Origin of the sequence: Vibrio sp. 10N.222.52.B12 (genome assembly GCF_002875385.1) — a bacterium.
In the GTDB taxonomy this organism is placed as follows: Bacteria; Pseudomonadota; Gammaproteobacteria; order Enterobacterales; family Vibrionaceae; genus Vibrio; species Vibrio jasicida.
Genome location: NZ_MDAW01000149.1, coordinates 31,605 through 57,930, shown reverse-complemented (window position 1 = coordinate 57,930; position 26,326 = coordinate 31,605). Strand labels below are relative to the sequence as shown.

Here is a 26,326-nt window from a genome sequence, read left to right as displayed (position 1 = left end):
CCATTGTTCTCGTTGCTCTCACTGAAAGTGAGAATGAATTATTTGATTAATCTGTATCGCAAACTTCTGGGGTTGCTCTTGATGAGCGTTATGCCCTGCTCCCTCAATTTGTCGATATGCCAACCCGCTCATTTCTGCCAGTTGACTGAATTTTTTGTCTTTAGCACCGCACACGTAATACAGCGGAACCGCTTGTTGTTGCAGTGCTGGTAGCAAATAACCTTGCTTAGCCAAAGAAGTCGCAAGCAACATATCTGCGACTGACGAGCCAAGATTAGCACTTCGTTTTGTCACTAATGTTTGTCTTTGCTCATGGTTTAGTGAAGAAAAGACCAACTGTTGGTACCAATCGTTCAAAACACAAGCAAGAGGCTCAATTTTGAAACGCTTTGCCCAGCGAGTGTCATTCTTTAATCTGGCCTGCTTATCTGACTCGTTTTGTAGACCGAAGTTTCCTCCTTCAACAATGGCACCACAAATATTGAGATCTGAAAAACACTGGTGCGCAAGGCCATGCATAGCAATGCGTCCCCCCATTGAGTAACCAATCAAAATAAGCGGCTGTTGTGAAGGAAATTGTAAAGATAGTGTGGAATTGAGCAATTTGCAGCAATCATCTAGATCACTGCAAGAAATAGATTGGCTTTGACCATGACCAGGAAGGTCAATCGTCACACGTTCGAATTGAGGTAACGCGTTTGAGCATAGATGCCAATCCGCTCCGCTACCTAACAAGCCATGCAAAAACACCAGAGTAGGCAAAGTGCTACCTTGGTGCTTTTCCGTTGCTGAAAAGTGCTCAGAATAGAGCATGCAAATTCTTGTTGAACGATTTTAAATGCTCAACAGCTTGGTTAGACGGCGTTTGCACTTCAATCACCAATGCGCCTTGCCCTGAAGCAAAATGCTCAGAAACCAAAGATTGGTATTCTGCTAATGAGCTTGGTTGACGATACTCTAAACCAAACTGCTTCGCGGCATGCTCAAAGTCGTAACCATGAGGCATTTGGTAGAACGACTCACGATGTTCCTGCGGCACCGGCAGTAAATCAAAAATCGCGCCGCCATCATTGTTCGTAATCACCAACACTGACGGTAACTTACTGTGCGTAAACAACGCCAGTGAGTTCAACCCATACAATGCCGACGTATCGCCAATAAACATTAACATCGGGTTCTGGCGCGCGCGTTGCACCCCGCTTGCCGTTGCAAACAGGCCATCAATGCCTGAAGCACCACGGTTGGTAAACACTTCAGTATTGTCGAGCTTACCAAACATATCAATTAAGCGAACAAATAAGCTGTTACCCACAAACAGGTCAACACCTTTTGCGCGCTCTGCAACGTCAATGGCTAATGCAATCTCGCTTAGCTCACTCTTAGGATCAGAAACAAACAAACCTTTTGCATGCTGCGTCACTTGCTTAATGTCAGTCGCAAGGTCGTCTGCCCAACCAGTATATTCCGATTCAAACTCTGTGGTACGTTCTACCCAAGAGCTCGGTTGTTCAGCCCAATGCCATTGTGGCAAGTGGCTTTGATTATCACGGTCTAAACGTGGAGAAACATACCAGTATTGAATATCTCTACCATGTTGGCTACGCGAAACATGTTTATCGAGCCAGTGGTTAAAACGCTTGGAGATGATTCGGCTACCAAATTGAACCACTAAATCACAGCTATCTAACTGGCTCGCCAATCTTGGATGCTGCAACCACATATCAAAATGGGCCCAATCCGAACTCACACCACTTTGAGGATCAGCCAAAACAGGCCACCCCATTTGCTCAGAAAACGAACGTGCAGCCTGTGCTTGGGCTAAAGGCAAACTCCCAATGACCACGATACCTTTGTTGTCACCACAGCTTGGAATCGCACTGTTCGTTTTCGGGTTGAATCGTTGACAATAAGTCACGCGACTTTCTTTCCAACCAGCAACCGTATCGAGGTAATCTTGGTGAGTACTTTTTTCTACGTTTGAGTATAACGGCTCAGGGAAGGCACAGTTGATGTGTACCGCACTGCCTTTTAGCCGCTGCGTGAACATCACTTCATCCACAGAGGTCAAAAGCCAGTTGAGTGGCGTAGACAATGTCGGGCTTGGCAAATTCAGACTGTCAGAAACATGCTGTGAGAAAATACCAAGTTGATTGATGGCTTGATTTGCGCCACACCCTACCAACTCGACTGGTCTATCGGCAGTCAATACCACCAGCTTTTCACCAGTGAGTTTTGCCTCTGCAATAGCGGGCAACAGATTGGCGACGGCAGTACCAGAGGTCACGATCAATGCCACAGGCTCTCTACTGGCTTTTGCTAGCCCTAATGCCATAAAGCCCAAACCACGCTCATCAAAGTGCGTGTGAATGGTAAAATTTGGATTATCCGCCGCCTCCACCGTTAAAGGGGTAGAGCGAGAACCTGGTGCAATACAGATATGATTTACACCAAAGCGGTTTAATTCTGTCAGGATGGTTTCAGACCAAATTCGATTTAAAACAGCTTGATCAGCATTCATGATGCAACCCCAAGCGGTGGGTGGTCTGAAATAAGAGAAAGTAACGTTGACATTTTTTTATCTAACTCGGCCCATTCATGCTCTGCAATGGAACCTGGAACAATACCCGCGCCAGCAAACAGTTGAACTTGTTCTTCAAGGATCAACGCACTTCTGATTGCGACACAAAACTCTGCACGCTCATGGCTGATATAACCCATGGAGCCTGCATACCAGCCGCGTGCAAACGGCTCATTATCTAAAATAAACTGCATCGACTCTTTACGGGGCAACCCAGCAACAGCGGCTGTCGGCTGTAAAGCAGAGAGTAACTGAACACCATTAATGCCCGTTTTAAGATCCGCATGAATATTACGCTTTAAATGCTGCACTTTTCTCAGGCGAACCAAACAAGGATCAGTTTCAACTTCAACGCTTTCTGAGTGGGGTGAAAGACGTTCAATAATGTCGTCCACCACATACTGGTTCTCATTGAGGTTCTTAGAATCTTGAGATAGCCAGTTCGCCAATTCCATATCTTGAGTCGCATTCTCGCCACGGCCTATCGTACCGGCCAATGCTTCTGTATGTAGCTCGTGTCCGATACGCGAATACAAACGCTCTGGTGTGGATCCCATAAAGCTGTGTTTACTGTCTAAGCTCAACAGAAAATGAAAACTATGATGGTTGTTGAGGTAGCTCGCTTTCAATAGCTGCGCAGCAGAAAGTGTCGAATCTAAATGAACAGTCGATTTGCGAGCCAACACCACTTTTTTAAACTCGTCATTGTCGATACCAGTGAGCACCTTCTCTACCAAATCATTCCATTGTGGCTCTGTCGGAGCGTGATCAATCGAACGGATATGAGAAGAGATTGGCGCTAAGCTAGGCACATCAGAGACCAGCTTTTTCAAGCCTGCTAATGTACGAGTTTTATCTTCTGCGATATTCACTGCAAGTGACCATTGCTGGTCAAACCGAATCAACTCAATTTGCGGAAGAAAAAAGAAGGATGGCATACAGCGACGATTTTTCTCGTGCTGACCGTCAAATGAACGACCGCCCCATACGCGTTGGCCTTCACCAAGGATCGTATAGGCAGGTCCAGGCTCGACAAAGGAGTGGAGTTGGCCTAGAGCAACAACTTCTTCACGAGTATCACGGGACTGCCAGTAAAACTTGGGAAAAAGTGGTTGTGCTTCAAGCCAGTCTATAAACGCGAAATTGGGTTTCTCGCTGAGTGGCTCGATTAAACGTGTTTGATTGCCTTCCGTTTGCTGAACTCGCTCGATAATTCTATTTACGGCTTGATGGAACTGTGACAAATCAACCTCGAAACGTGTGAGGATAAAGGATAACTGACGGCTACTCTAAGTTTAGACCCAAAGCAAATCAAGGTCGTATACGATCTTTTGCAAATTCCTGTGATACCAACAGAACAAAACTTAATCACCAAACGGATAATTTACAGATTTTTATTCTAATAAAAAACAAATTATTGTATTTTAATAAAGAAATTAACGATTTTTTAGGAATTAAGCAATGCAAAATATCGGGATGTCGTCAAAACTCGACAATGTCTGCTACGACATTAGGGGTCCTGTACTCAAACATGCTAAACGCATGGAGGAAGAGGGGCATAAAATCCTAAAGCTAAACATTGGTAACCCCGCCCCATTTGGTTTTGACGCCCCTGATGAGATTCTAGTAGATGTCATTCGTAATCTGCCAACTTCTCAAGGCTATTGTGATTCCAAAGGCATTTATTCGGCGCGTAAAGCTGTCGTGCAGCACTATCAGCGCAAAGGCATCCGATCGTTAGATGTTGAAGATGTATACGTTGGTAACGGTGTATCAGAGCTGATCGTGATGGCGATGCAAGCATTACTGAACAATGGCGACGAAATGCTGATCCCTGCGCCAGACTACCCGCTTTGGACGGCATCTGTTGCTTTGTCTGGCGGTAAACCTGTGCATTATATCTGTGATGAAGGGGCAGACTGGTACCCAGATCTTGAAGACATCAAAAAGAAAATCACGCCAAAAACCCGTGGTATTGTTCTTATCAACCCGAACAACCCAACAGGTGCGGTATACAGTCGTGATTTCCTATTAGAAGTTATCGAGATTGCGCGCCAACACAACCTGATCATCTTCGCTGATGAAATCTACGACAAAGTCCTTTACGACGGCGCGACACACACCTCGGTTGCAACGCTAACAGAAGATGTACTGGTGATGACGTTCAACGGTCTTTCAAAAGCGTATCGCGTTTGTGGTTTCCGTGGCGGTTGGATGTTCCTAACGGGTCCTAAACATCTAGCACAAGGTTACATCAATGGCTTAGAACTGCTTTCTTCGATGCGTTTATGTGCCAACGTACCAATGCAACATGCGATTCAAACCGCATTGGGTGGCTACCAGAGTATTAATGAGCTGATCTTGCCGGGTGGTCGTTTGCTTGAGCAACGTAACCGAGCTTACGAACTGATCAACCAGATCCCTGGTGTTTCGTGTGTGAAGCCGAAAGGTGCGATGTATTTGTTCCCGAAAATCGACACTAAGATGTACAACATTAAGAATGACCAACAAATGGTGCTCGACTTCTTGAAGCAAGAAAAAGTACTTCTGGTACAAGGTTCTGGCTTTAACTGGCCGAAACCAGATCACTTCCGTATTGTTACACTGCCGCACGTAGAAGATCTCGAAACCGCGATTGGCCGCTTTGAGCGTTTCCTATCAACGTATAGCCAGTAGTAATTACTGCTGATCTCTCATATGCTTAGAGGAGCTCCCAGTGAGCTCCTTTTTCGTATCAAATACCAATGTCACTTACGAACGGTTTGTGGGATCGGTACATAGGAGAGTGCAATGAAAGAAAGCCATTTTTTCGCCCACTTGGCCCGAATGAAACTCATCCAACGCTGGCCACTGATGCGCTCAGTCTCGCCAGAAAATGTCTCTGAACACAGCTTACAAGTTGCCTTCGTAGCGCATGCCCTAGCATTAATTAAAAACAAAAAATTCGGCGGTACACTAAACCCTGAACGTATCGCTATACTCGCCATGTACCATGATTCGAGTGAAGTACTCACTGGGGATCTACCGACCCCCGTTAAGTACTACAACCCTGAAATTTCTAAAGAATATAAGAAGATTGAAGCAGCGGCAGAACAAAAACTGCTCTCGATGTTACCTGAAGAGTTTCAAGATGATTTCGCCCCCTACTTGCTCTCGCATTCCGCTCATGAAGAAGACGCGAAAATCGTTAAGCAAGCAGATTCTATCTGTGCGTACCTTAAATGCTTGGAAGAACTCAGTGCAGGTAACCACGAATTTGCCTTGGCAAAGAAACGCTTAGATATCACATTGCAAGAACGCAAAACACCGGAAATGGAATACTTTCTTCATACCTTTGCCCCAAGTTTTGAATTATCGCTGGATGAAATTAGCTAGTTGATGGAGAGAAATGTGTCATTTGAATTAAACGCTTTATGGCAAGAACGCCATGATGATGAACATAAAATCCGCCGCGATGACCATCGTAGCCCGTATCAACGTGATCGTGCACGCATTCTGCATTCTGCAGCATTTCGACGCTTACAAGCGAAGACCCAAGTGCATGGCAACAGCTTGGAAGATTTTCACCGAACTCGACTCACCCACTCTCTCGAAGCAGCGCAGCTTGGAACAGGTATTGTTGCCCAACTAAAAAAGAAGCAACCTGAATTTCGAGATCTACTGCCGTCTGACAGCTTGATCGATTCATTGTGTCTCGCACACGACATTGGTCATCCCCCTTATGGGCATGGTGGTGAAGTCGCCTTAAACTACATGATGCGTGATCACGGCGGCTTTGAAGGCAATGCTCAAACCTTCCGTATCGTCACCAAGCTTGAACCTTATACCGAGCACTTCGGTATGAACCTATCACGTCGCGCTTTACTCGGTTTAATAAAGTACCCAGCTCTGCTTAGTCAAACACGCTCCACAAGCCTACCGGACCCGGTTGAGCATCAACGCAAACTCAAAGCCAAAGATTGGAGCCCTGCCAAAGGCATTTATGATTGCGATAAGGATTTATTCGATTGGGTCATTGCGCCACTGACCGAAAACGACAAAGCACTATTAAGCCAAATGCGTTGCCGCCCTGAATCAGACTTGGAGCACTGTAAAACTCGGTTTAAGTCTTTGGACTGCTCAATCATGGAGCTAGCGGACGACATCGCCTATGGCGTACATGATTTAGAAGATGCCATTGTGCTTGGTATGGTAACTCGACAGCAGTGGCAAGAAGGGGCAGCAAGCCAGCTTGCAGATTGCGGAGACCCTTGGTTTGAAGAACACATCGGTTCCATCGGTCAAATGTTGTTTAGTGGTAAACATCATCGACGTAAAGACGCGATTGGTGGCATGGTTAACGCCCTATTGACGAGTATCTCAATCAAAGTAGTTGATGAGCCATTCAATAACCACTTACTGGCTTGGAACGCCTGTTTAGAACCTCATATGGCAAAAGCACTAGAAGTATTGAAACACTTCGTGAGCCAATATGTGATTCAAATTCATCAAGTACAGATTGTTGAATACAAAGGCCAGCAAATCATCATGGATTTATTTGAAGCGCTCAGTGCAGATCCTGAACGCTTGCTACCCAAACACACTCAAGAACGTTGGAAAGAAGCAATGGATGAGAGTGCAAAAATGCGCGTCATTGCAGATTACATCTCAGCGATGACCGACGGCCATGCACAGAAGCTACACCGTCAGTTGTTTTCTTCAATTGTCTTATAGAGAATGCTCTATAGATTCGCTACTCACCTTTCAGATAGTTCTTCTCAAATACGCCCGGAGGCATCTGGGCGATTTGAAATTCAATCATCTTCTCAAAAGCAATCAACAAAGGAGTAAGATCCTTGCTAGGTTGAAGTAACGAGAGCGCATGAAACCCCGCTTCTACCGTCGACAAGCTGTTATCAGAAGGCGCTTTACGAATCGTATAATGACCTTGTAAGTCTTCCGGTAGTTTAACCGTCTGGATAGTATGAAGGTTCGTCGACAGTTGCCACATCTTGTAGGCTTTCTTCCAAGTACCGTCGAGTAAGATTAAACGTGTTTTCTTATCGGGCACTTCTGCAACCGTCGCCAATTCTGAAAGGCACAACGATTGCTCTGAAGGGTAAAGAATGAAATGTTGGTAGGTTTCATCTTCAAGCAACGCATTCAAGGCCGCACTGTCAGAAAAGTCTTCTCCAATCAGGCAAGTACAATGATTTAGGCTCAAATTGAGAATCCGTGCCGTACCAAGAGGACGATGTTCTTCACTCGTATGCTGAAGAATGATAAGTTCAACCTCGCTTGCTAGCGGTACAATCCATTGGCAAATACAGGCTTTGCGCGATTTTCCACACTGAGAACAATAACGAGACATAGAGTGAACCTTTATACATTGCTGAGCATCATCAGCGTTATCTGTTTAATTCTTCAATTCGAACCCATGGCAAGTCTGACTGAATGGCATGCTTACAATATACGCCATGGCGAATGGTGGCGAATCGTAACAGGAAATCTCACGCATACCAACTTTGCTCATCTCGGCATGAATCTCGCTGGATTATGGGTTATTGGTTTTATCTTTCGACCGACAGCACGTAACTTCACCATCGTATTTTTGATTCTTTGTTCATTTGTCGGTGCGATGAATCTTTTTACCAATATGTCAGTTTATGTCGGGTTGTCAGGTGTATTGCATGGACTCTTTGGTTTCTGGGCGCTCAGTGAGGTTTTCGACGGCAGAAGAAGCAGTTTGGTTTTGGTGAGTGGCTTAATTGCAAAAGTCGCGTGGGAGCAATTCTACGGCCCCTCCACTAGTACTGCAGCCATGATTGGCGCACGTGTTGCGGTTGACGCTCATTTATTTGGTGCAATTGGTGGTTTAGGCATGGCTTGGTTGGAAAAGTTAATGCATCGCCGGATCTTTGGTTAAACCAGATAAGCGATCTTTGGCCTTCCTCAAATGTAAATCTGACCAAATAAAAAATCCCGAACCGGTAAAGAGGATTGGTTCGGGAAAGCAGTAATAGGAAACAGAAACTTCGCTTTTCAATGGCCAAAATGTATTTACAGCAAAATTCGCTCTTGGTTTTTCTTCACCGTTGCTTCCCCAATGCCTTTCACTTTGCTTAGGTCCGCTGCCGTTTTGAATGGACCGTGCTCTTCACGATACTCTACTATCTGTTCGGCTTTCTTCTCGCCAATACCATTAAGTAATGTCGCGATCTCTTCCGCTGAAGCGGTATTCACATTAACAGTAATCTCAATACCTTCGTATTTCGACGATTTCGACTTTGTTGTCTCACCGCCGGCCGCCCATCCCACTGGTGCCAATAGCATTAAGCACAGCGTTAACATCCATTTCATATTGAGTGCTCCTCCTGAGTTATCTTGTCAAAGTACTAACTACTCTAGATAAACCGAGCACGGCATTGAAGTGGCTTCAGATAAAAATAAAACGGGCCGCTAATGCGACCCGTTTTAGTTAACATGCAAATTACATTCGTAGTGCTTAGTTGCTCACAACAAAGTACTCGATGTCAGTGTTTGCGCGTAGTACTGCGATAACAGAAGTAAGATCTTGTTGTGAAGAAGCACGTTGCATCTGCATTGCTACTTGCTCTTCTAAAGAAGCATCTAGTTCAGCTTTCACAGCATCAAGCTCGATAACCACGATGTTACCAGCAAGGTCTTTTGACTGACCGTATACAGGCTTGTCATCAACTGGTTTCGCCATAGCAAATACTGTGCTCGCCAGTGGAGAACGACGGTCTACGGTTTCTTGCTCACCAAACGTTAGATTGTTTTCAGCAAGGATAGCCGTGTTGCCTTCTTTAAGCGCCGCAACCACTTTCGTACCTAGTTCGATTGCGCCTTGCTCACCTTTAACGCGAGATAGCTCAGCAACCACTTGGTCTTTCACTTCGTCTAGAGGAAGTACGGTCTCGTCACGAGCATCTTCAACGCGAACAACAATGATGTGCTCAGGTGCGACTTCGATTGCTTCAGAGTTTAGACCATCTTCTTTCACTTCTGGGCTTAGAATCGCTTGCATTACTGCTTGGTTCTTAAGCACTTCAGGCGCGTCAACTTGAGAAATGAAGTCTGTCGTTTTCACTTCTTGGCCAACCGCTTTAGAAGCGTCGTCTAGAGAGTCAGGGAATTCAAACGCCACTTTCTCTAGCTCGTTTTGTAGCTCGTAGAATTGATCAACTGCTTTTTGGTCAACCATCTCTTGTTTGATTTCAGCTGCGACTTCAGAGAAAGGCTTAGCAACAGAGTCTTTAAGCTCTTCAAGCTTGATGATGTGGTAGCCAAAGTCAGACTTCACTAGACCAGTCACGTCACCAGGGTTCTTAAGTGCGAACGCCGCTTCTTCGAATGCAGGGTCCATTACATCGCGCTCAATCCAACCTAGGTCGCCGCCGTTTTCAGCACTGCCAAAGTCGTCAGATTTTTCTTCTGCTAGCTTAGCGAAATCTGCACCACCGTTAAGTTCATCAAGAATGGCTTGTGCTTTCGCTTCATCATCACCTTCAACTAGGATATGTGCGACGCGACGTTGCTCTTCTGAAGAGTATTTGTCTAGGTGATCATCGTAGTATTTCTTAACTTCTTCGTCAGAAACTTGGATTTGCTTTTTCAGTGCTTCAGCTGATAGTTCAATGTAAGCGACTTTTACTTGCTCTGGGCGAGTAAACATATCTGGATTTGCTTTGTAGTACTCTTGAATTTCTTCATCAGTAAGATCTACTTTTTTAGCAAACTCAGCTAAGTCGATAGTCACAGTACGAACGTCACGAGTTTGTGTGAACAGCTTACCTTCTGACTGAACTTCACCTGGTAGAGTGAACTCACTGGTTTGTAGAGCGTTAAGCAGTTGCTCACGAACCAATTCACGACGCATGTACTCTGCAAATGAATCTGGAGAGAAACCAGCACGGCGCAAAGAAGCTTGGTAGATGTCTTGGTCAAATTGGCCGTTAGACTGGAACTGAGGCATGTCTAGAATCATGCTACGTACTTGAGCATCGCTAATGCGTAGACCTAGTGCTTCAGCTTGTTGATCAAGCAACACATCGTTGATCATACGATCTAGAACTGATTTGCGGAAAGATTCAACGTATGCAGGGTCTGCTAGCAACTGAGAGAAGTTGTCACCCAATTGAGCTTGCATGCGGTTACGCTCATTTTGGTAAGCCATTTCAAACTCACCACGAGCGATCTCGGTATTACCTACTTTCGCCGCAGAGTTGTTGTTACCACCAACAATGTAGCTACCTACACCTGCAAATACGAAAGATAGAATGATAAGTCCAAGGATAATTTTGACCGCGATGCTATTCACGCCTTCGCGTAGTCGATCCATCATAATTTAACTGCTCTCCACAATTGAAGCCGACTGCTTCTAATAGAAAATGTAATGTCGCGATAATATCAGAAAAAGAAATGCGCATCAGTAGGATGCGCATAATTTAAGAAAGTTCGGCTCTTAGTTTGTAAATTTTTGTACAAATCTGACTGTTTGAACAAAAACTATGCAATGGCCGTTAGCTGAACCAGCTCTGCGTCATCGACGCAAAGAATTAGTTACAAGCGTCTTTTAGAGCTTTACCAGCTTTGAAAGAAGGTACTTTAGCTTCTGCGATTTGGATTTCTTCACCAGTTTTTGGGTTACGGCCTGTGCGTGCTGCACGAGTGCGAACACTGAAAGTACCGAAGCCAACAAGCGCAACTTGGTCACCAGACTGAAGCGTACCACTTACTGCTTCGATGAATGCATCTAGAGCGCGACCAGCTGATGCTTTAGAGATGTCTGCGTTTTCTGCGATTTGTTCTACTAGTTGAGTTTTATTCACTGTGATTTCCCCTTTGTGTCATCTGTGATTATTTTTGTGATGACGTTTCGTTCCATAATTAAAAAATATGCCCCACCCCTTATCCTTCAAGGGCTGGAAGCTATCGAACTTAACTTAGCTTCCAAAAAAAACGCTGACAAGCCTTTTTGAGCCTATCAGCGTAAAGTTTTACTTATTTTTGCTGCACATCACTATTTTTGAGACGGAAACTCAACGCCTGTCGGGTCTTGCTCTAGTGCAACTTTAAGAACTTCGTCGATCCACTGTACAGGGATAACCTTCAGATCAGCGATAACATTTTCTGGAATCTCTTCCAAATCACGCTCATTGTCCTTCGGAATCAGTACCGTTTTGATGCCACCGCGGTGTGCCGCAAGTAACTTCTCTTTTAGGCCACCGATAGGTAAAACTTCACCGCGAAGCGTAATTTCACCCGTCATACCCACTTCTGCTTTTACAGGATTACCCGTCAAGCTAGAAACAAGTGCAGTACACATTGCGATACCAGCACTTGGGCCATCTTTTGGTGTTGCACCTTCAGGTACGTGAACGTGGATATCACGTTTTTCGTAGAAGTCAGAGTTAATACCCAGTTTCTCGGCACGTGAACGCACAACGGTCATCGCAGCTTGGATCGACTCTTTCATTACGTCGCCAAGTGAACCCGTTTGCGTCAGCTTACCTTTACCCGGCATTGATTCAGTTTCGATGGTCAGTAGGTCGCCGCCAACTTGTGTCCAAGCTAGACCCGTTACTTGACCGATACGGTTGCTATCGTCCGCTTTACCGAAGTCATGACGCTGAACACCTAGGTACTCTTTTAGGTTTTCCATTGTCACGGTAACTGATTTCAAGCTGCTATCAAGCAGGATGTTCTTCACTGCTTTACGACAGATCTTAGAAATCTCACGCTCTAGGCTACGCACACCCGCTTCACGCGTGTAGTAACGAATGATGCCAATGATCGCTGAATCTTCGATAACAATTTCGCTTGGTTTCAAGCCATTACGTTGAACTTGCTTATCAACAAGGTGACGTTTCGCGATGTTCAGCTTTTCGTCTTCTGTGTAGCCAGACAGACGAATCACTTCCATACGGTCTAACAAAGGACCAGGAATATCCATCGAGTTCGACGTTGCAACGAACATCACATCTGATAAGTCGTAATCGACTTCTAGGTAGTGATCGTTAAACGCGTTATTTTGCTCTGGGTCTAGTACTTCAAGCAGTGCTGAAGACGGATCGCCACGCATGTCTGAAGACATTTTGTCGATCTCATCCAGAAGGAATAGTGGGTTTTTCACCCCAACTTTCGACATTTTCTGAATGAGCTTACCCGGTAATGAACCAATGTACGTACGACGGTGACCGCGAATTTCCGCTTCATCACGTACACCACCTAGAGCCATACGCGTGTATTTACGGCCCGTTGCAGCAGCGATAGAGCGACCTAGGGATGTTTTACCAACACCAGGAGGACCAACAAGACAAAGGATAGGGCCTTTCAGTTTGTTGATACGGTTTTGTACCGCCAAGTATTCAAGAATACGCTCTTTAACACGCTCTAGACCGTAATGGTCTTCGTTTAGAACCTCCTCTGCTTTCGCAAGGTTCTTCTTAACTTTTGAACGCTTCGCCCATGGCACACTCACCATCCAATCGATGTAGCTACGCACCACTGTCGCTTCTGCTGACATTGGAGACATCATCTTAAGCTTTTGTAGCTCTTGTTCTGTCTTTTCACGCGCTTCCTGAGGCATTTTCGATTCATCGATCTTTTGCTTCAGGGTCTCGAACTCGTCAGGAGCATCTTCCATCTCGCCAAGTTCTTTCTGAATCGCTTTCATTTGCTCATTCAGGTAGTACTCACGCTGAGATTTTTCCATCTGCTTTTTAACGCGACCACGGATGCGTTTTTCGACTTGAAGAAGATCAATTTCTGATTCCATCTGACCCATAAGGAATTCAAGACGCTCAGTCACATCAACGATTTCAAGTACTTGCTGTTTGTCCACCAGCTTTAGAGGCATGTGCGCAGCAATGGTGTCTGCAAGACGAGCTGCTTCATCAATACCATTTAGTGAGGTAAGCACCTCTGGTGGGATCTTTTTGTTTAGCTTAATAAAGCCTTCGAATTGGTTGATCGCACTGCGAACAATCACTTCTTGCTCACGCTCTTCAAGCTCAGGCGTAACCACAAACTCTGCCTCTGCTAGGAAGAACTCGCTTTCTTTAAAGTGGTTAATTTTCGCGCGCTGTTGACCTTCAACCAACACTTTAACTGTGCCGTCAGGTAGCTTAAGAAGCTGGAGAATGGTTGCAACCGTACCTACTTCAAATAGGTCATCAACCGTCGGCTCGTCAGTATCAGCTTGCTTTTGTGCCACAAGCAGAACTTGTTTGTTTGTTTCCATTGCCGTTTCTAGACAACTAATCGATTTCTCACGACCAACAAACAATGGAATAACCATGTGTGGGTAGACCACTACGTCACGTAGAGGTAATACCGGGATCTCGATACGCTCGGAACGTTCCAAGTTCATATAATTCTCTCTTCCGCTTTCACGTTTAACGTATTACTTAACGAAGTATATGGGGTCTAATTATTTGGATTCAATAAGAGAAATAAAAAAAGGAGGTAATTACTTACCTCCTTTTTATTCATGGCTGAATTTATTCTGCTCCAGCTGCCTGGCTGTCGGCGTTGCTGTAAATAAGCAGTGGTTCTGATTCACCATTAATGACTGATTCATCAATCACGACTTTACTTACGTCCGTCGCTGATGGCAGTTCATACATGGTTTCCAGCAGAACGCTTTCTAGAATTGAACGTAGACCACGAGCACCTGTCTTACGCTCCATTGCTTTCTTAGCGATAGCACGTAGTGCGTCTTCACGGAACTCAAGCTCAGCGTCTTCTAGCTCGAACAATGCTGCGTATTGCTTGGTTAGTGCGTTCTTCGGCTCACATAGGATCTGAATTAACGCTTCTTCATCTAACTCAGTTAACGTTGTCGTTACTGGTAGACGACCAATAAACTCAGGAATCAAACCGTATTTCACTAGATCTTCAGGCTCTACCTGAGTAAATAGTTCACCGACGGTTTTGGTTTCGTTCTTAGAGCGCACTTCTGCGCCAAAGCCGATACCAGTACCTGTTGCTACACGTTGCTCAATCACTTTATCTAGGCCAGCAAATGCACCGCCACAGATGAACAGGATCTTAGACGTGTCCACTTGTAGGAATTCTTGCTGTGGATGCTTACGACCACCTTGTGGTGGAACCGATGCAACCGTACCTTCAATAAGTTTTAGTAGCGCCTGCTGAACACCTTCACCAGATACGTCACGCGTAATTGATGGGTTTTCAGCTTTACGAGAAATCTTGTCAATTTCGTCAATGTATACAATGCCGCGTTCAGCCTTAGCTACATCGTAATCACATTTTTGCAGAAGCTTCTGGATGATGTTTTCAACGTCTTCACCTACGTAACCAGCTTCGGTTAGTGTGGTAGCGTCAGCCATTGTAAATGGCACATCCAAGAATCGAGCTAGCGTCTCAGCAAGCAGTGTTTTACCACTACCCGTTGGACCAATTAGAAGGATGTTACTCTTACCAAGCTCCACACCTTCGCTCGTTGTATCACCATTGCGTAAACGCTTGTAGTGGTTATATACCGCAACTGCGAGCACTTTTTTCGCGTAATCTTGTCCGATCACATAGTCATCAAGGTGTTCACGGATCTGTTTTGGCGTTGGTAACGCCTCAGATTCTTTCTTAGGGAGAACATCCTTGATTTCTTCGCGAATGATATCGTTACATAAGTCGACACACTCGTCGCAAATGTAAACTGACGGACCTGCGATTAGCTTGCGAACTTCGTGCTGACTTTTGCCACAGAAAGAGCAGTACAGCAATTTGCCGCTGCCACTTTCTTTGCTTTTATCTGTCATTCGCTAACCTCTTAGCCTTTACTCTTTATGAATTGAGTGTATATCAAATTTAGCCAAAATGCGCTGGCTAAATTACTCGCCGCGATGGCTCAACACTGCATCCACAATACCGTATTCTACTGCCTGATCTGCCGACATGAAGTTATCACGATCAGTATCACGTTCAATCACTTCAAGAGGCTGACCAGTATGCTCTGCCAATAGGTTATTTAGCTTCTGCTTGATAGTCAGGATTTCCTGAGCATGGATTTGGATATCAGAAGCTTGACCTTGGAAACCACCAAGTGGTTGGTGGATCATCACACGTGAATTAGGCAGAACGTAACGCTTACCTGGCGCACCACCTGCAAGCAGGAACGCACCCATTGAGCAAGCTTGACCCATACATACTGTACTCACATTTGGCTTGATGAACTGCATAGTGTCGTAAATAGACATACCCGCAGTCACGCTGCCGCCTGGAGAGTTGATGTATAGGAAAATATCTTTATCTGGATTTTCAGATTCTAGGAAAAGTAGCTGAGCCACGACAAGGTTTGCCATGTGGTCTTCCACTTGACCGGTTAAAAAGATCACGCGCTCTTTAAGCAAACGTGAGTAAATGTCGTAAGAGCGTTCGCCGCGGGAAGTTTGTTCAACCACCATTGGCACTAGCGCGTCAATAATTGGCGACATTGCATTTTTTTCTTGGTAGCTCATATTCTTATGTCCCTAAAATAAATGGCCCGGATGATGACTATCATACGGACCATTGTTAGCAGAATAGTCGACGTTAAGTCAACCTTCTACGCAAGATATTGCTTATTAAGCAGCAGGTTGTTGTTGGTTAAGTAGCTCGTTGAAGCTTACTTCTTTCTCAGTAACCTGTGCTTTAGCGATGATCGCGTCGATTGCTTGCTCTTCTAGAGCAACGTTACGCATGTTGTTCATCATTTGCTCGTTTTGCTCGTAGTAAGCAATAACTTCTGTTGGATCTTCGTAAGCTGTTGCCATCTCTTCGATAAGAGACTTCACTTTCTCGTCGTCAGCTTTTAGCTCTTCAGACTTAATTACTTCACCTAGTAGAAGACCAACAACTACGCGACGCTTAGCTTGCTCTTCGAATAGTTCACGTGGAAGCTGTGCAGCTGCTTCTGGGTTACCACCGAAGCGTTGTGCAGCTTGTTGACGTAGAACTTGGATTTCTTGGTCGATAAGTGCAGCTGGTACGTCGATTTCGTTTTGCTCAACTAGGCCGTCGATAGCTTGCTCTTTGATGCGGTTCTTAATAGCTTGCTTAAGTTCGCGCTCCATGTTCTTACGAACTTCAGCTTTAAGTGCGTCAACGCCACCTTCAGCAACACCGAACTTAGAAACGAATTCATCGTTTAGTTCTGGTAGTTCGCGAGCTTCAACTTTGTTCACTTTGATTGCGAACTTAGCAGCTTTACCTTTTAGGTTTTCAGCGTGGTAATCTTCTGGGAAGTTTACGTCGATCTCGAATTCCATACCTTTAGTTTTACCTTCGATACCGTCTTCGAAACCTGGGATCATGCGACCTGCGCCCATCTCTAGTGGGAAGTTCTCAGCTTTACCGCCTTCGAACTCTTCACCATCGATAGAACCAACGAAGTCGATGCTTACACGCTTACCAGCTTCAGCAGCTTCTTCTACTTCAGCCCAAGTAGCTTGTTGCTTACGTAGAGTTTCGATCATCTCTTCTACGTCTGCATCGTTAACTTCAGTTGTTGGTTTTTCAACTGTGATGCTGTCTAGGCCTTTTAGCTCAACTTCTGGGTAAACTTCGAAAGTTGCAGCGAAAACTAGGTCAGCGCCTTCGTTGTTTTCAACTGGTGCGAAAGTTGGAGCGCCTGCTGGGTTGATTTTCTCTTTTACGATCGCTTCGATGAAGTGGCGTTGCATAACTTCACCAAGAACGTCTTGACGTACTGCTTTGCCGTACATCTTAGCAACCATTTTTAGAGGCACTTTACCTTTACGGAAACCATCGAAACGACGGTTTTTAGCGATGTTGCGTAGTTCAGCTGTTACAGCGTCTTCGATGTTTGCAGCTGGAACAGTAATGTTTAGACGGCGCTCTAGGCCCTCTAGCGTTTCAACAGTAACTTGCATTATATATAAACCTCTAAAGTGGCTCGGTCTTCCCGAGCTTATGAGCGAGACTCTGTGAGTTCACGCTTCATCCTTGTGTAGTGTTCTGTCCGAACACCTAAGTTAAAACCGAGTATCGATGCTGGAAACCAACACCAGACTAATCAGTGATATCCTCCGCAAACGCAAAAGGTATCTCCTATTAGCCTCAGGACAGAATTTTTAGACGCGACATTCTAGCGATCTGTCGCAATCCTGTCGAGCCAATAGCCACTATGTGGACATTGTCTGCGCTAAATTCTCGAATACGGGCTCAATTTTTGCGAAAAATGCCCTTTTAGCATCGCTTCGCCTTAGCCAGCATATCTAGAATGGGGACAATAGCGACTTTTTCAAGAGAATCGACTGCTTTTTTTATTGAAAAGCCTAAAAAGAGATCTTGCTCTTGTTTTACTCCACAGAGTTGAAAACTAAATCCCTATTCATCACTACAAACTATTAACATTTTCTTACGTCACCAAAGGAAGGGGCAAGGAGCGTAATGATGTCGCAGAAAAACCGTATTCTACTGATTTTTTTTGCCTTCTATTTACTTTGCGCTTTCATCGGAGGGCATTGGGTTTGGAGTCACAGCTACCAATCTTTGCTCGAAAAACACCAGTCTCAGCTGGAACGTTTTTCCAGTCATATCCAAAACAAATTAGACAAATACGCGCACATTCCCCATTTACTATCCAAAGATGAACCTTTGGTACAAGCACTACTAACCCCGAATAACAGTGCGCAGCTCGAAATCACCAATCGCTATCTAGAATCGGTGAATCACGTGATTGAAGCGGCAGACACCTATTTGATCGACAAATGGGGGACGACGATCGCCGCCAGTAATTGGCGCAAAGAGCGTTCATTTGTGGGGCGCAACTTCGCTTTTCGCCCTTATTTCAAGCAAGCCATTGTCGGTGAGAAAAGTGAATATTACGCCCTCGGCTCCACTTCGGGTAAACGCGGCTATTACTATTCCTACCCCATCGTCTATGCCGGTGGCGTAATTGGTGTCGTGGTGGTCAAAATGGATTTGAACAAGATAGAAGACAATTGGCAGCAGCCTAAAAGTGTTTTCGTCGCCAGTGACCCAAATGGCATAGTGTTTATGAGCAGCCGTAACAACTGGTTGTTCAAAAGCCTACAATCACTTGATGAAATAAAAGAAGCCGAAGTTCAGGCAAGCCGACAGTATTTAGACACTCATATTGAGTCACTTGGTTTTGTCGGTGACATGCTACCGACACATTCTGAGGTAAAGCAGGGCTACCCTTACAATAAAGGAACCTTGGTGATCTCTTCCCTGCCCCTTGACGATCTCAAACTGACGATCCGGGTACTCTCGCCTAAGCAAACGGTGGTTTGGTTCACCATGGGCTATTTGCTCGTTTTGACTCTAGCTTTTACCGTTTTATTCCTTCTAGGCCAACTGGTTTATCACCGCCAGCAGCGTCATCGTCAACTTGATCGAATTCAACAAGAAGCCAATCAGAAACTTGAATATCAAGTCATGGCGCGTACCGCTGAGCTGCAAGCCGAAGTTGCCCAGCGTACCGAAACCGAACAGACCTTACGCTTGACGCAAGATGAGTTGATACAAGCCGCAAAACTGGCGGTACTTGGGCAAATGTCAGCAAGCATCAGTCATGAGCTTAATAACCCGCTCGCCGCCATTCGCAGTTTTGCTGAGAACGGGAAGCTATTTCTTCAAAAAGAAAAATGGGAACGAGTTGAAGATAACCTCACCCGCATTTCCGCACTCACCGATCGAATGGCAAACATCAGCCAACAATTGCGTTCTTTTGCCAAGAAAACCAGTGGGAGTGAACTACTTCAAACCCGCCTATTACCCGTCGTTGCGTCGGCACAAGAGTTGATGAAGCCCGCGTTCAAATCGGCGCGAGTGACATTAGAAACGAATGTTCCAGAGCATGATATCGATGTGTACATCAATACTATCCAGCTTGAGCAAGTATTAGTAAATCTGCTAACCAACGCGATTGAAGCAATGAAAGTCCAAGAACAGAAACGAGTGGCGTTGTCTGTGGAACGTGATGAGACAACGAAAACTGTCTGGATTCATGTCGATGACAACGGCTCAGGTTTGGGTGCATTCACACTCTCAGAATTGTGCGAACCGTTTTTGACCACCAAACAAAACGGTTTGGGGTTAGGGCTTTCAATCTCCCAACAAATCTTAGCCGGGATGAACGGTAAATTGAGTGCTCAGAATAGAGAACAAGGTGGGGCTCGATTCTCACTCTGTTTACCTATTGTTTCACCACACGCCAAACCATAGAAGGATGAGACCATGTGTCAGGTATTTTTTATTGATGACGAAGCCGATCTCAGACTAGCGATAGAACAAACCTTCGAACTTGCCGATATTGACGCCAAGTTTTTCTCCGATGCAGAATCGGCTTTAATTGCGATGCAGCAAGGCGAAGAGGCTGGCGTCGTTGTCACTGATATCTGTTTGCCGGGCATTTCCGGAATGGATTTGCTGACCACACTCACTCAGCGCGATGCAAACCTCCCCGTCATCATGATCACCGGACATGGCGATATATCCATGGCTGTACAAGCTCTCCATCAGGGCGCTTACGATTTTATCGAGAAACCTTTTGCGCCAGAGCATCTAGTAGAAACCGTTAAGCGGGCTATTGAGAAGCGAAAGCTCACCGACGAAAATGAAAAACTGCGACAGTCACTCAAAGCCAGCAAAACCCTTGGGCCAAGAATTATCGGCGAAACTCCTAGCATCCAAATGCTGCGCGAAACCATCAGTCACATCGCGGATACGAACGCCGATATTTTACTATTTGGCGAAACAGGAACAGGCAAAGAACTGATTGCTCGTTCGCTGCATGAGCAAAGTGCTCGCCGCAATCAAAACTTTGTCGCAGTAAATTGCGGCGCAGTACCGGAAAACCTAATTGAGAGCGAGTTGTACGGTCACGAAAAAGGCGCATTTACCGGCGCAGAAACCCGTCGTATCGGCAAATTTGAATTCGCTCAGGGCGGCACTCTGTTTTTAGATGAAATCGAATCTATGCCGATTCAGGCACAAATTCGATTACTACGTGTTCTTCAAGAAAGAGTGATTGAACGAGTAGGATCAAATGAATTACTGCCATTGGACATCAGAGTCATTGCCGCAACTAAGGTCGACTTAAAGCAAGCCGCTGAAGAAGGCTACTTTAGACAAGACCTGTATTATCGTCTCAATGTAGTCACGCTCGACTTACCACCCATGCGCGAACGAAAAGAGGACATTCCTGCGCTGTTCCACCACTTTCTGTTAGTCGCTGCATCACGTTATGGTAAAACCTCACCTAGCCTTTCGTCGCAAGATCTCGCTCAATTAATGGCCCATGATTGGCCCGGTAATGTTCGTGAACTGCGCAACGCAGCCGAACGCTTTGTCTTACTGGGTAAGCTGATACAACTCGGAGAGACACCCTCTCACCCAACAACGGCATCAAGCCTTGCAGAACAAGTGGCAGAATTTGAGAAAGCGGCAATAGAGAGTGTTTTACTAGAAAGCCGCGGCAGTATTAAGCAAACCATGGAACAATTGAATGTGCCTCGAAAAACCCTGTATGACAAAATGCAACGCTATCAGATAGATAAAGATCTATATAAATAAAACGCAGTTTGCGGTTTGTTGTTATATCCAACTTGAATCATACTTTTTATAACAACGAAAAGATGGCTCATACGGATATGACAGAAAAAATTAAAATACCGGTGATCACTGATACAGTAATGGTCGACGGGCATTATCAAGAAGAAAGGCGTTCTGGCGAAGATAGGCGCAAAAACAAAAAGAAGTGGCTTGGCTACGAGCGGAGGATCAAACCCGATCCGAGAAGGCCAACCTATAAATCCATAAACGAAGAGGTGTGAACAGTCACACCTCTTTTGCTTTTGTGGCTAAAAACCATTACTTAGTGATGATTTCTGGTCCCATCAGCGTGGTTGGTAGCCAAGTCGAAACCCAAGGTACATACGTTACGATAATGAGGAATAAGAACATCACCGCCACCCAAGGCAAAGCCGCTTTCACCACGTTCATCATCGACATTTTCGCCACCCCGGCGGTTACAAACAAATTAAGCCCCACAGGTGGCGTTATCATGCCTATCTCCATATTCACCACCATCATAATACCAAGGTGAATAGGGTCGATACCTAGTGCGATTGCAATTGGAAAAACCAAAGGTGCGACGATAATCAACAACCCTGAAGGCTCCATAAACTGACCGCCAATCAGCAGCAACACGTTGACCACAATTAAGAAGGTGATCGGGCCGAGCCCCGCAGACAGCATAGATTCAGTGATCATTTGCGGGATGCGTTCTTCCGTCAGTACATGTTTAAGAATCAAAGCATTGGCAATGATGAACAACAGCATGATGGTCAGTTTGCCGGCTTCATAGAGCGTGTGCTTGGTGTCTTTATGGACAAACGTTTGGAAGATCTTCACCAACGCTGGTTTGGTATTATGTTTATCCGCAAATGGTCCCATATCTTTATAGATAAAGTTGGCAATCAAAAACGAATAAACTGCTGCCACCGCCGCGGCTTCTGTTGGCGTGAAGATACCACCGTAAATACCACCAAGAATGATCACCACCAACAACAATCCCCAACTGGCGTCTTTAGCGGCATCGAAGGTTTCTTTCCAGCCAACAAAAGGTTGTTTGGGTAAGTTCTTAATCCTCGCGGCGATGTAGATAGCAATCATCAACATCACACCCGCAAGCAAGCCCGGTATCACACCGCCAAGAAACATACGCCCCACCGATACATCCGTCGCAGCGGCATACACAACCATCACAATTGAAGGTGGAATCAAAATGCCCAATGTCCCCGCATTACAGATAACACCCGCCGCAAACTCCTTCGAGTAGCCGTTTTTGATCATACCGGCGATAACGATGCTACCAATCGCGACTACCGTTGCTGGAGATGACCCCGAAAGCGCGGCAAACATCATACACGCCACAACCGACGCCATCGCTAAGCCACCACGGAACCAGCCGACAATGGCGATCGCGAAGCGGATAATACGTTTGGCTACACCACCGGTAGACATAAAGCTTGAGGCTAAAATAAAGAAGGGAATCGCTAAAAGGGTGTAGTGACCAGCAAACGCATTAAACAGAGTTTGAGCAACAGAGGCCAAAGACGCATCCGAGTGCATCAATAAGAACAGAATACTAGAAAGGCCCAGCGAGACAGCAATTGGCACACCAATCAGCATGAAGCCAATCACCATCAAGAATAAAAACAGAATATCCATGGTTTATTGCTCCTTGCGATCTGATGAAGAAGAACTATTTGGAATGGCATCCGCCGCTTCACTCAGCTCTTCCTTTAACGCTTCTAACTCTTCTTCCGCTTCATGACCTGCAATTAGACGGTCGAGTTTACCTGTCGCAATTTGCCATGTAATTTGTACAAAACGGAACGTCAGCAGCGCCATACCAAGTGGCAGCGCAAAGTAAGGAATAAATCTTGGTAGCTTTTCGTAGCGTTCACCTTCATTAAGCCAATCGGCCAAGAATTGAAACATCTCTGGCATTGGAATGTCATCCGTCTCATACCATGCACGCTCCGTCGCAAATGGGTACCAGTAATTCCAAGAACCAATCAGTAGTAGAACCGAAAACGCTAGGCAGCAAACAGCGGCAAGCAACGCGAGTATTTTACGTTTAGGCTCAGAAACCATATTGATGATGACATCGACACCAATGTGAAAATGTTTCTTTACGCCATAAGACGCACCAACCAACACCATCCATGCGAACATGAATACGGTCAGCTCCAGCGCCCAAAGTATATTGTCGTTAAAGACATAGCGAAAAATCACATTGGCAAACGTCAGCAATGTCATTGCACCGAGAAAAAATGCAATCAGCGTTTCTTCTAAGGCGTCAGTGATTCGCCCTGCCTTGGCAAAAAAAGTCTGTTCCATAATTACATCACATCATTATTGGGAGAAAAGGGCCCTCTTCCTCAAAACGCTGAGTACATGAGGGCCAATCGTAGTGCTCGTGTAATATTTATTGTTGGTTAGACGCTATTGCGGCATCAATGAGATCGGTACCGATGTCTTTCTCAAACTTTTTCCACACAGGTTGAAGTGCAGTCACCCATTCTTGGCGTTGCTCAGGCGTTAGAGTTCGAACTACCCCACCCGCTTCAATGATGTTGTTCTTATTCGCAAGGTTAACTTGTGTCGATTCTGCATTGCGCTGAGTTGTTACCTCTTGAATGATGGTATTGAGCTGCTCGCGTTGATCATCTGGGAGTTTTTTCCAGAAGTCGTTTGACGTTACAACAAGGTAATCCAGAATGCCGTGGTTGGTTTCAGTGATGCCATCTTGTACTTCGAAGAACTTCTTACCGTAAATGTTCGACCACGTATTTTCTTGACCATCTATAACTTTGGTTTGAAGACCGCCGTACACTTCTTTAAATGACATTTTTTGCGGGTTCGCACCAAGTTGCTCGAACTGAGCGACCAAAACGTCTGATGCTTGCACGCGGAACTTCAGCCCCTCGGCATCGCTTGGCAGCATTAATGGCTTGTTGGCAGACATCTGCTTCATACCGTTGTGCCAGAAAGCGAGACCTTGTAAGCCACGACGCTTCATTGCGTTCTTTAGCTTCTCGCCAGATTCTGAGTTTTGGAAACGGTCAACAGCCGCCACGTCTTCGAATAGAAAAGGAAGGTCAAAGATGCGGTACTTTTTGGTGAATTTCTCAAACTTTGAAAGAGAAGGGGCAGCGAGTTGAACATCACCATTAAGGAGCGCTTCAAGCACCTTGTTATCATCGTACAGTGTCGAGTTAGGGAAAACCTGCATACAGACTTTGCCGTTCATCTCTTCGTTCACGCGCTTTTCTAGCAGCGAAGCTGCAATGCCTTTCGGGTGTTTATCAGTGTTAGTTACGTGGCTGAACTTGATGACGGTTTCACCAGGGTCACAATTTGCGGCAGCGTTAAAACTAGTGACAGCAAGAGCAGAGACAGACAGAAGGGTTAGAGGTTTAAACATTATTATTCTCCTTGTTGAATCACATCCCATCCTTTCCATGAGTACCTAAATGGGTAGAGGGTAATGGGTACGGATGTTCAACAAGGGGCAAGTTGCAGGCCAAGTTAATTAATCCCTATTATTCAGCAACTTAAATAATAAAGAATAATCAATGGTGAAGATAAGGGGTTAAATCCACCCACGAGAACAGGCTATATGGGTGGGAAATGACACATTTTAGGAAGAGCAGCTGATTTCCATCGTCTTACCCCACTCAGGAGGTAACTTGGCATAATCATCAAACTCTGGCAGTTCATCAAATGGGTGCTTTAGCAACTCAGCGAGACGATTTACTTCACTGAAATCTCCCTCCTCTGCCTTATCAATGGCAAGCTGCGCAAGGTAGTTACGTAAGATGTATTTCGGATTCACTTGACGCATGCGTCCACATCGTGTGGCTGCGTTAACACACTCACCTCGTTCATCAACCTCTAATTCGCAGCGAGCAAGATACAAATCCACCCATGCATTAGCGGCTTCGCGATCAAGGAACAAATCGATCACAGCTTGAGGCGACTTAACATCGAGATTAGACAACTCACGGAAGAAGCGAGTGTAGTCAGCTTTGTTTTGGTTCAACAGCTCAAACATAGCTTCGAACAAACGTCCATCTTCGTCCACCTTAGTATGGAGACCGAGTTTGGCTCGCATCAGTGCACTGAATTTCTGGCTCAGGCGAACTTCAAATTTACCAAGCGCCGCTTCAAGATCTTCTCGCACCACCAACGGCGATAATGCATGCGCTAAGGCAGATAAGTTCCACAGCGCGATGCGTGGCTGCTGCTCAAACGCATAACGACCTTGGTAGTCTGAATGGTTACAAATGTAATTTGGATCATAATCGTCGAGGAAGCCAAACGGGCCATAGTCGAAAGTTTGTCCGAGTATCGACATGTTATCGGTGTTCATCACGCCATGCGCAAAACCGTAAGCTTGCCAGTAGGCAATCATCTCTGCGGTTTTCTCCACAATAGACTCGAACATAGCTGCGTATGGCTTCTCCGTTTGGGAGCACGCAGGGAAGTGCCATTCAATCACTTTGTCAGCGAGCAGCTTTTGCTCAGCAAGTTGATTGGTATAAAAGAAGTGCTCGAAGTGACCAAAACGGATGTGCGTTTCTGCTACGCGAATCAACAACGCACCATATTCCATCTTCTCGCGATAAACGGGGGTATCGCTGTCCATCATACCCAGTGCTCTGGTGGTCGGAATGCCTAACCCAGCCATCGCCTCACTGCACAGATATTCACGAATAGTAGAACGTAGTACCGCTCGGCCATCCCCCATTCGCGAGTACGGGGTAAGCCCTGCTCCTTTGAGGTGAATATCAAACCAAGTGCCATCATTGTGCTGCATTTCAGCGAACAACAAGCCGCGACCGTCCCCCAAGTCTGGGTTATAAACCCCAAACTGATGACCTGCGTACTTCATTGCTAAAGGCGCGAAAGGCACAAAATCCGTTTGCCCAGAAAATACCTTCAAAAGCTCGTCACTCTCTTTCACTGGTAAACCAAACTGTTGAGCAAACTCGCCATTCCACACTACCCAACGCGTATTGTCTAAGAGCTGCGGAGTAACATAGGTGAAAAACGCAGATGGTAGTTCACTAAATCGATGGGTGAAATTGACACCTTCTAAGATAGGCATGATGGTTCCTCAAATACGGCTTCCTGTTAGAAAGTATACGCCCTGTATGCCATAGCTTTCAGCCACGAATTATT

Annotated in this window: 22 protein-coding genes; 7 read left to right on the top strand and 15 right to left on the bottom strand. The window is 45.5% G+C overall.

Going from position 1 to position 26,326, the window contains the following annotated elements:
- Positions 1–18 precede the first annotated feature (18 nt).
- Genes menH through BCT11_RS22990 form a run of 3 tightly spaced genes read right to left on the bottom strand, consistent with a single transcriptional unit; the run spans position 19 to position 3,822 of the window.
- Positions 19–813 carry a 2-succinyl-6-hydroxy-2,4-cyclohexadiene-1-carboxylate synthase gene (gene menH, locus BCT11_RS23000; protein ID WP_102389366.1) on the bottom strand — a complete coding sequence of 265 codons (795 nt, stop codon included), beginning with the start codon at positions 811–813 and terminating at the stop codon, positions 19–21.
- A complete protein-coding gene (gene menD, locus BCT11_RS22995; protein WP_102389365.1) occupies positions 800–2,518 on the bottom strand; it encodes a 2-succinyl-5-enolpyruvyl-6-hydroxy-3-cyclohexene-1-carboxylic-acid synthase in 1,719 nt (572 codons plus the stop codon). The genes menH and menD overlap by 14 nt, the downstream gene beginning before the upstream one ends.
- Positions 2,515–3,822, bottom strand: a complete 1,308-nt coding sequence (locus BCT11_RS22990) for an isochorismate synthase (RefSeq protein WP_102389364.1) — start codon at positions 3,820–3,822, stop codon at positions 2,515–2,517. The genes menD and BCT11_RS22990 overlap by 4 nt, the downstream gene beginning before the upstream one ends.
- Before the next feature lie 217 nt (positions 3,823–4,039).
- On the opposite strand from BCT11_RS22990, the gene BCT11_RS22985 reads away from it, so the two are divergent.
- The 3 genes from BCT11_RS22985 (at position 4,040) to BCT11_RS22975 (ending at position 7,291) form a co-directional block, all read left to right on the top strand.
- The gene (locus BCT11_RS22985; RefSeq protein ID WP_005437583.1) at positions 4,040–5,254 is read left to right on the top strand and encodes a pyridoxal phosphate-dependent aminotransferase; all 1,215 of its coding nucleotides are present in this window, start codon (positions 4,040–4,042) and stop codon (positions 5,252–5,254) included.
- 114 nt (positions 5,255–5,368) lie between these two features.
- Positions 5,369–5,953 carry a 5'-deoxynucleotidase gene (gene yfbR, locus BCT11_RS22980; RefSeq protein ID WP_038865545.1) on the top strand — a complete coding sequence of 195 codons (585 nt, stop codon included), beginning with the start codon at positions 5,369–5,371 and terminating at the stop codon, positions 5,951–5,953.
- 3 nt (positions 5,954–5,956) lie between these two features.
- Positions 5,957–7,291: an anti-phage deoxyguanosine triphosphatase gene (locus BCT11_RS22975; RefSeq protein ID WP_198593989.1), complete on the top strand. Its 1,335-nt coding sequence runs from the start codon at positions 5,957–5,959 to the stop codon at positions 7,289–7,291.
- Positions 7,292–7,310: 19 nt separating this feature from the next.
- On the opposite strand, the gene BCT11_RS22970 is transcribed toward BCT11_RS22975, so the two are convergent.
- The gene (locus tag BCT11_RS22970; protein ID WP_038865547.1) at positions 7,311–7,928 is read right to left on the bottom strand and encodes a DTW domain-containing protein; all 618 of its coding nucleotides are present in this window, start codon (positions 7,926–7,928) and stop codon (positions 7,311–7,313) included.
- Between the two features lie 3 nt (positions 7,929–7,931).
- Between BCT11_RS22970 and rrtA the strand changes: the two genes are divergently transcribed.
- Positions 7,932–8,483, top strand: coding sequence for a rhombosortase (rrtA, locus tag BCT11_RS22965; RefSeq protein WP_038865549.1), 552 nt, complete (start codon positions 7,932–7,934; stop codon positions 8,481–8,483).
- Positions 8,484–8,617: 134 nt separating this feature from the next.
- Here rrtA and BCT11_RS22960 read toward each other — a convergent pair whose 3' ends face one another.
- The 7 genes from BCT11_RS22960 to tig all read right to left on the bottom strand — a co-directional run bounded on the left by BCT11_RS22960 (position 8,618) and on the right by tig (position 17,475).
- Complete coding sequence (locus BCT11_RS22960) at positions 8,618–8,917, bottom strand: helix-hairpin-helix domain-containing protein (protein ID WP_038865551.1); 300 nt, start codon at positions 8,915–8,917, stop codon at positions 8,618–8,620.
- A gap of 145 nt (positions 8,918–9,062) precedes the next feature.
- The gene (ppiD, locus tag BCT11_RS22955; RefSeq protein ID WP_038865553.1) at positions 9,063–10,922 is read right to left on the bottom strand and encodes a peptidylprolyl isomerase; all 1,860 of its coding nucleotides are present in this window, start codon (positions 10,920–10,922) and stop codon (positions 9,063–9,065) included.
- A gap of 214 nt (positions 10,923–11,136) precedes the next feature.
- Positions 11,137–11,409, bottom strand: a complete 273-nt coding sequence (locus BCT11_RS22950) for an HU family DNA-binding protein (RefSeq protein WP_005430934.1) — start codon at positions 11,407–11,409, stop codon at positions 11,137–11,139.
- 191 nt (positions 11,410–11,600) lie between these two features.
- Positions 11,601–13,952, bottom strand: coding sequence for an endopeptidase La (gene lon, locus BCT11_RS22945; protein WP_102389361.1), 2,352 nt, complete (start codon positions 13,950–13,952; stop codon positions 11,601–11,603).
- 130 nt (positions 13,953–14,082) lie between these two features.
- Positions 14,083–15,363 (bottom strand): ATP-dependent protease ATP-binding subunit ClpX, encoded by a 1,281-nt coding sequence (gene clpX, locus BCT11_RS22940; RefSeq protein WP_038865557.1) that lies wholly within the window; start codon positions 15,361–15,363, stop codon positions 14,083–14,085.
- Positions 15,364–15,435: 72 nt separating this feature from the next.
- Positions 15,436–16,062: an ATP-dependent Clp endopeptidase proteolytic subunit ClpP gene (gene clpP, locus BCT11_RS22935; RefSeq protein WP_005430931.1), complete on the bottom strand. Its 627-nt coding sequence runs from the start codon at positions 16,060–16,062 to the stop codon at positions 15,436–15,438.
- A gap of 105 nt (positions 16,063–16,167) precedes the next feature.
- The gene (gene tig / locus BCT11_RS22930) at positions 16,168–17,475 is read right to left on the bottom strand and encodes a trigger factor (protein ID WP_038865559.1); all 1,308 of its coding nucleotides are present in this window, start codon (positions 17,473–17,475) and stop codon (positions 16,168–16,170) included.
- A gap of 523 nt (positions 17,476–17,998) precedes the next feature.
- Between tig and BCT11_RS22925 the strand changes: the two genes are divergently transcribed.
- From BCT11_RS22925 to BCT11_RS28470, 3 genes are all read left to right on the top strand, one after another.
- Positions 17,999–19,795: an ATP-binding protein gene (locus BCT11_RS22925; RefSeq protein WP_102389360.1), complete on the top strand. Its 1,797-nt coding sequence runs from the start codon at positions 17,999–18,001 to the stop codon at positions 19,793–19,795.
- A 12-nt stretch (positions 19,796–19,807) separates the two neighbouring features.
- Complete coding sequence (locus tag BCT11_RS22920) at positions 19,808–21,145, top strand: sigma-54 dependent transcriptional regulator (RefSeq protein ID WP_102389359.1); 1,338 nt, start codon at positions 19,808–19,810, stop codon at positions 21,143–21,145.
- 77 nt (positions 21,146–21,222) lie between these two features.
- A complete protein-coding gene (locus tag BCT11_RS28470) occupies positions 21,223–21,405 on the top strand; it encodes a hypothetical protein (RefSeq protein ID WP_038879460.1) in 183 nt (60 codons plus the stop codon).
- A 37-nt stretch (positions 21,406–21,442) separates the two neighbouring features.
- Here the strand turns inward: BCT11_RS28470 and BCT11_RS22910 are convergent, their stop codons facing one another.
- The 4 genes from BCT11_RS22910 to BCT11_RS22895 all read right to left on the bottom strand — a co-directional run bounded on the left by BCT11_RS22910 (position 21,443) and on the right by BCT11_RS22895 (position 26,252).
- Positions 21,443–22,804, bottom strand: a complete 1,362-nt coding sequence (locus BCT11_RS22910; RefSeq protein ID WP_039978295.1) for a TRAP transporter large permease — start codon at positions 22,802–22,804, stop codon at positions 21,443–21,445.
- 3 nt (positions 22,805–22,807) lie between these two features.
- On the bottom strand, positions 22,808–23,479 hold the full coding sequence (locus BCT11_RS22905; protein WP_038865567.1) for a TRAP transporter small permease: 672 nt from the start codon (positions 23,477–23,479) through the stop codon (positions 22,808–22,810).
- 88 nt (positions 23,480–23,567) lie between these two features.
- The gene (locus tag BCT11_RS22900; protein ID WP_038865570.1) at positions 23,568–24,566 is read right to left on the bottom strand and encodes a TRAP transporter substrate-binding protein; all 999 of its coding nucleotides are present in this window, start codon (positions 24,564–24,566) and stop codon (positions 23,568–23,570) included.
- Positions 24,567–24,782: 216 nt separating this feature from the next.
- Positions 24,783–26,252 carry a protein adenylyltransferase SelO gene (locus tag BCT11_RS22895; RefSeq protein ID WP_102389358.1) on the bottom strand — a complete coding sequence of 490 codons (1,470 nt, stop codon included), beginning with the start codon at positions 26,250–26,252 and terminating at the stop codon, positions 24,783–24,785.
- Positions 26,253–26,326 lie beyond the last annotated feature (74 nt).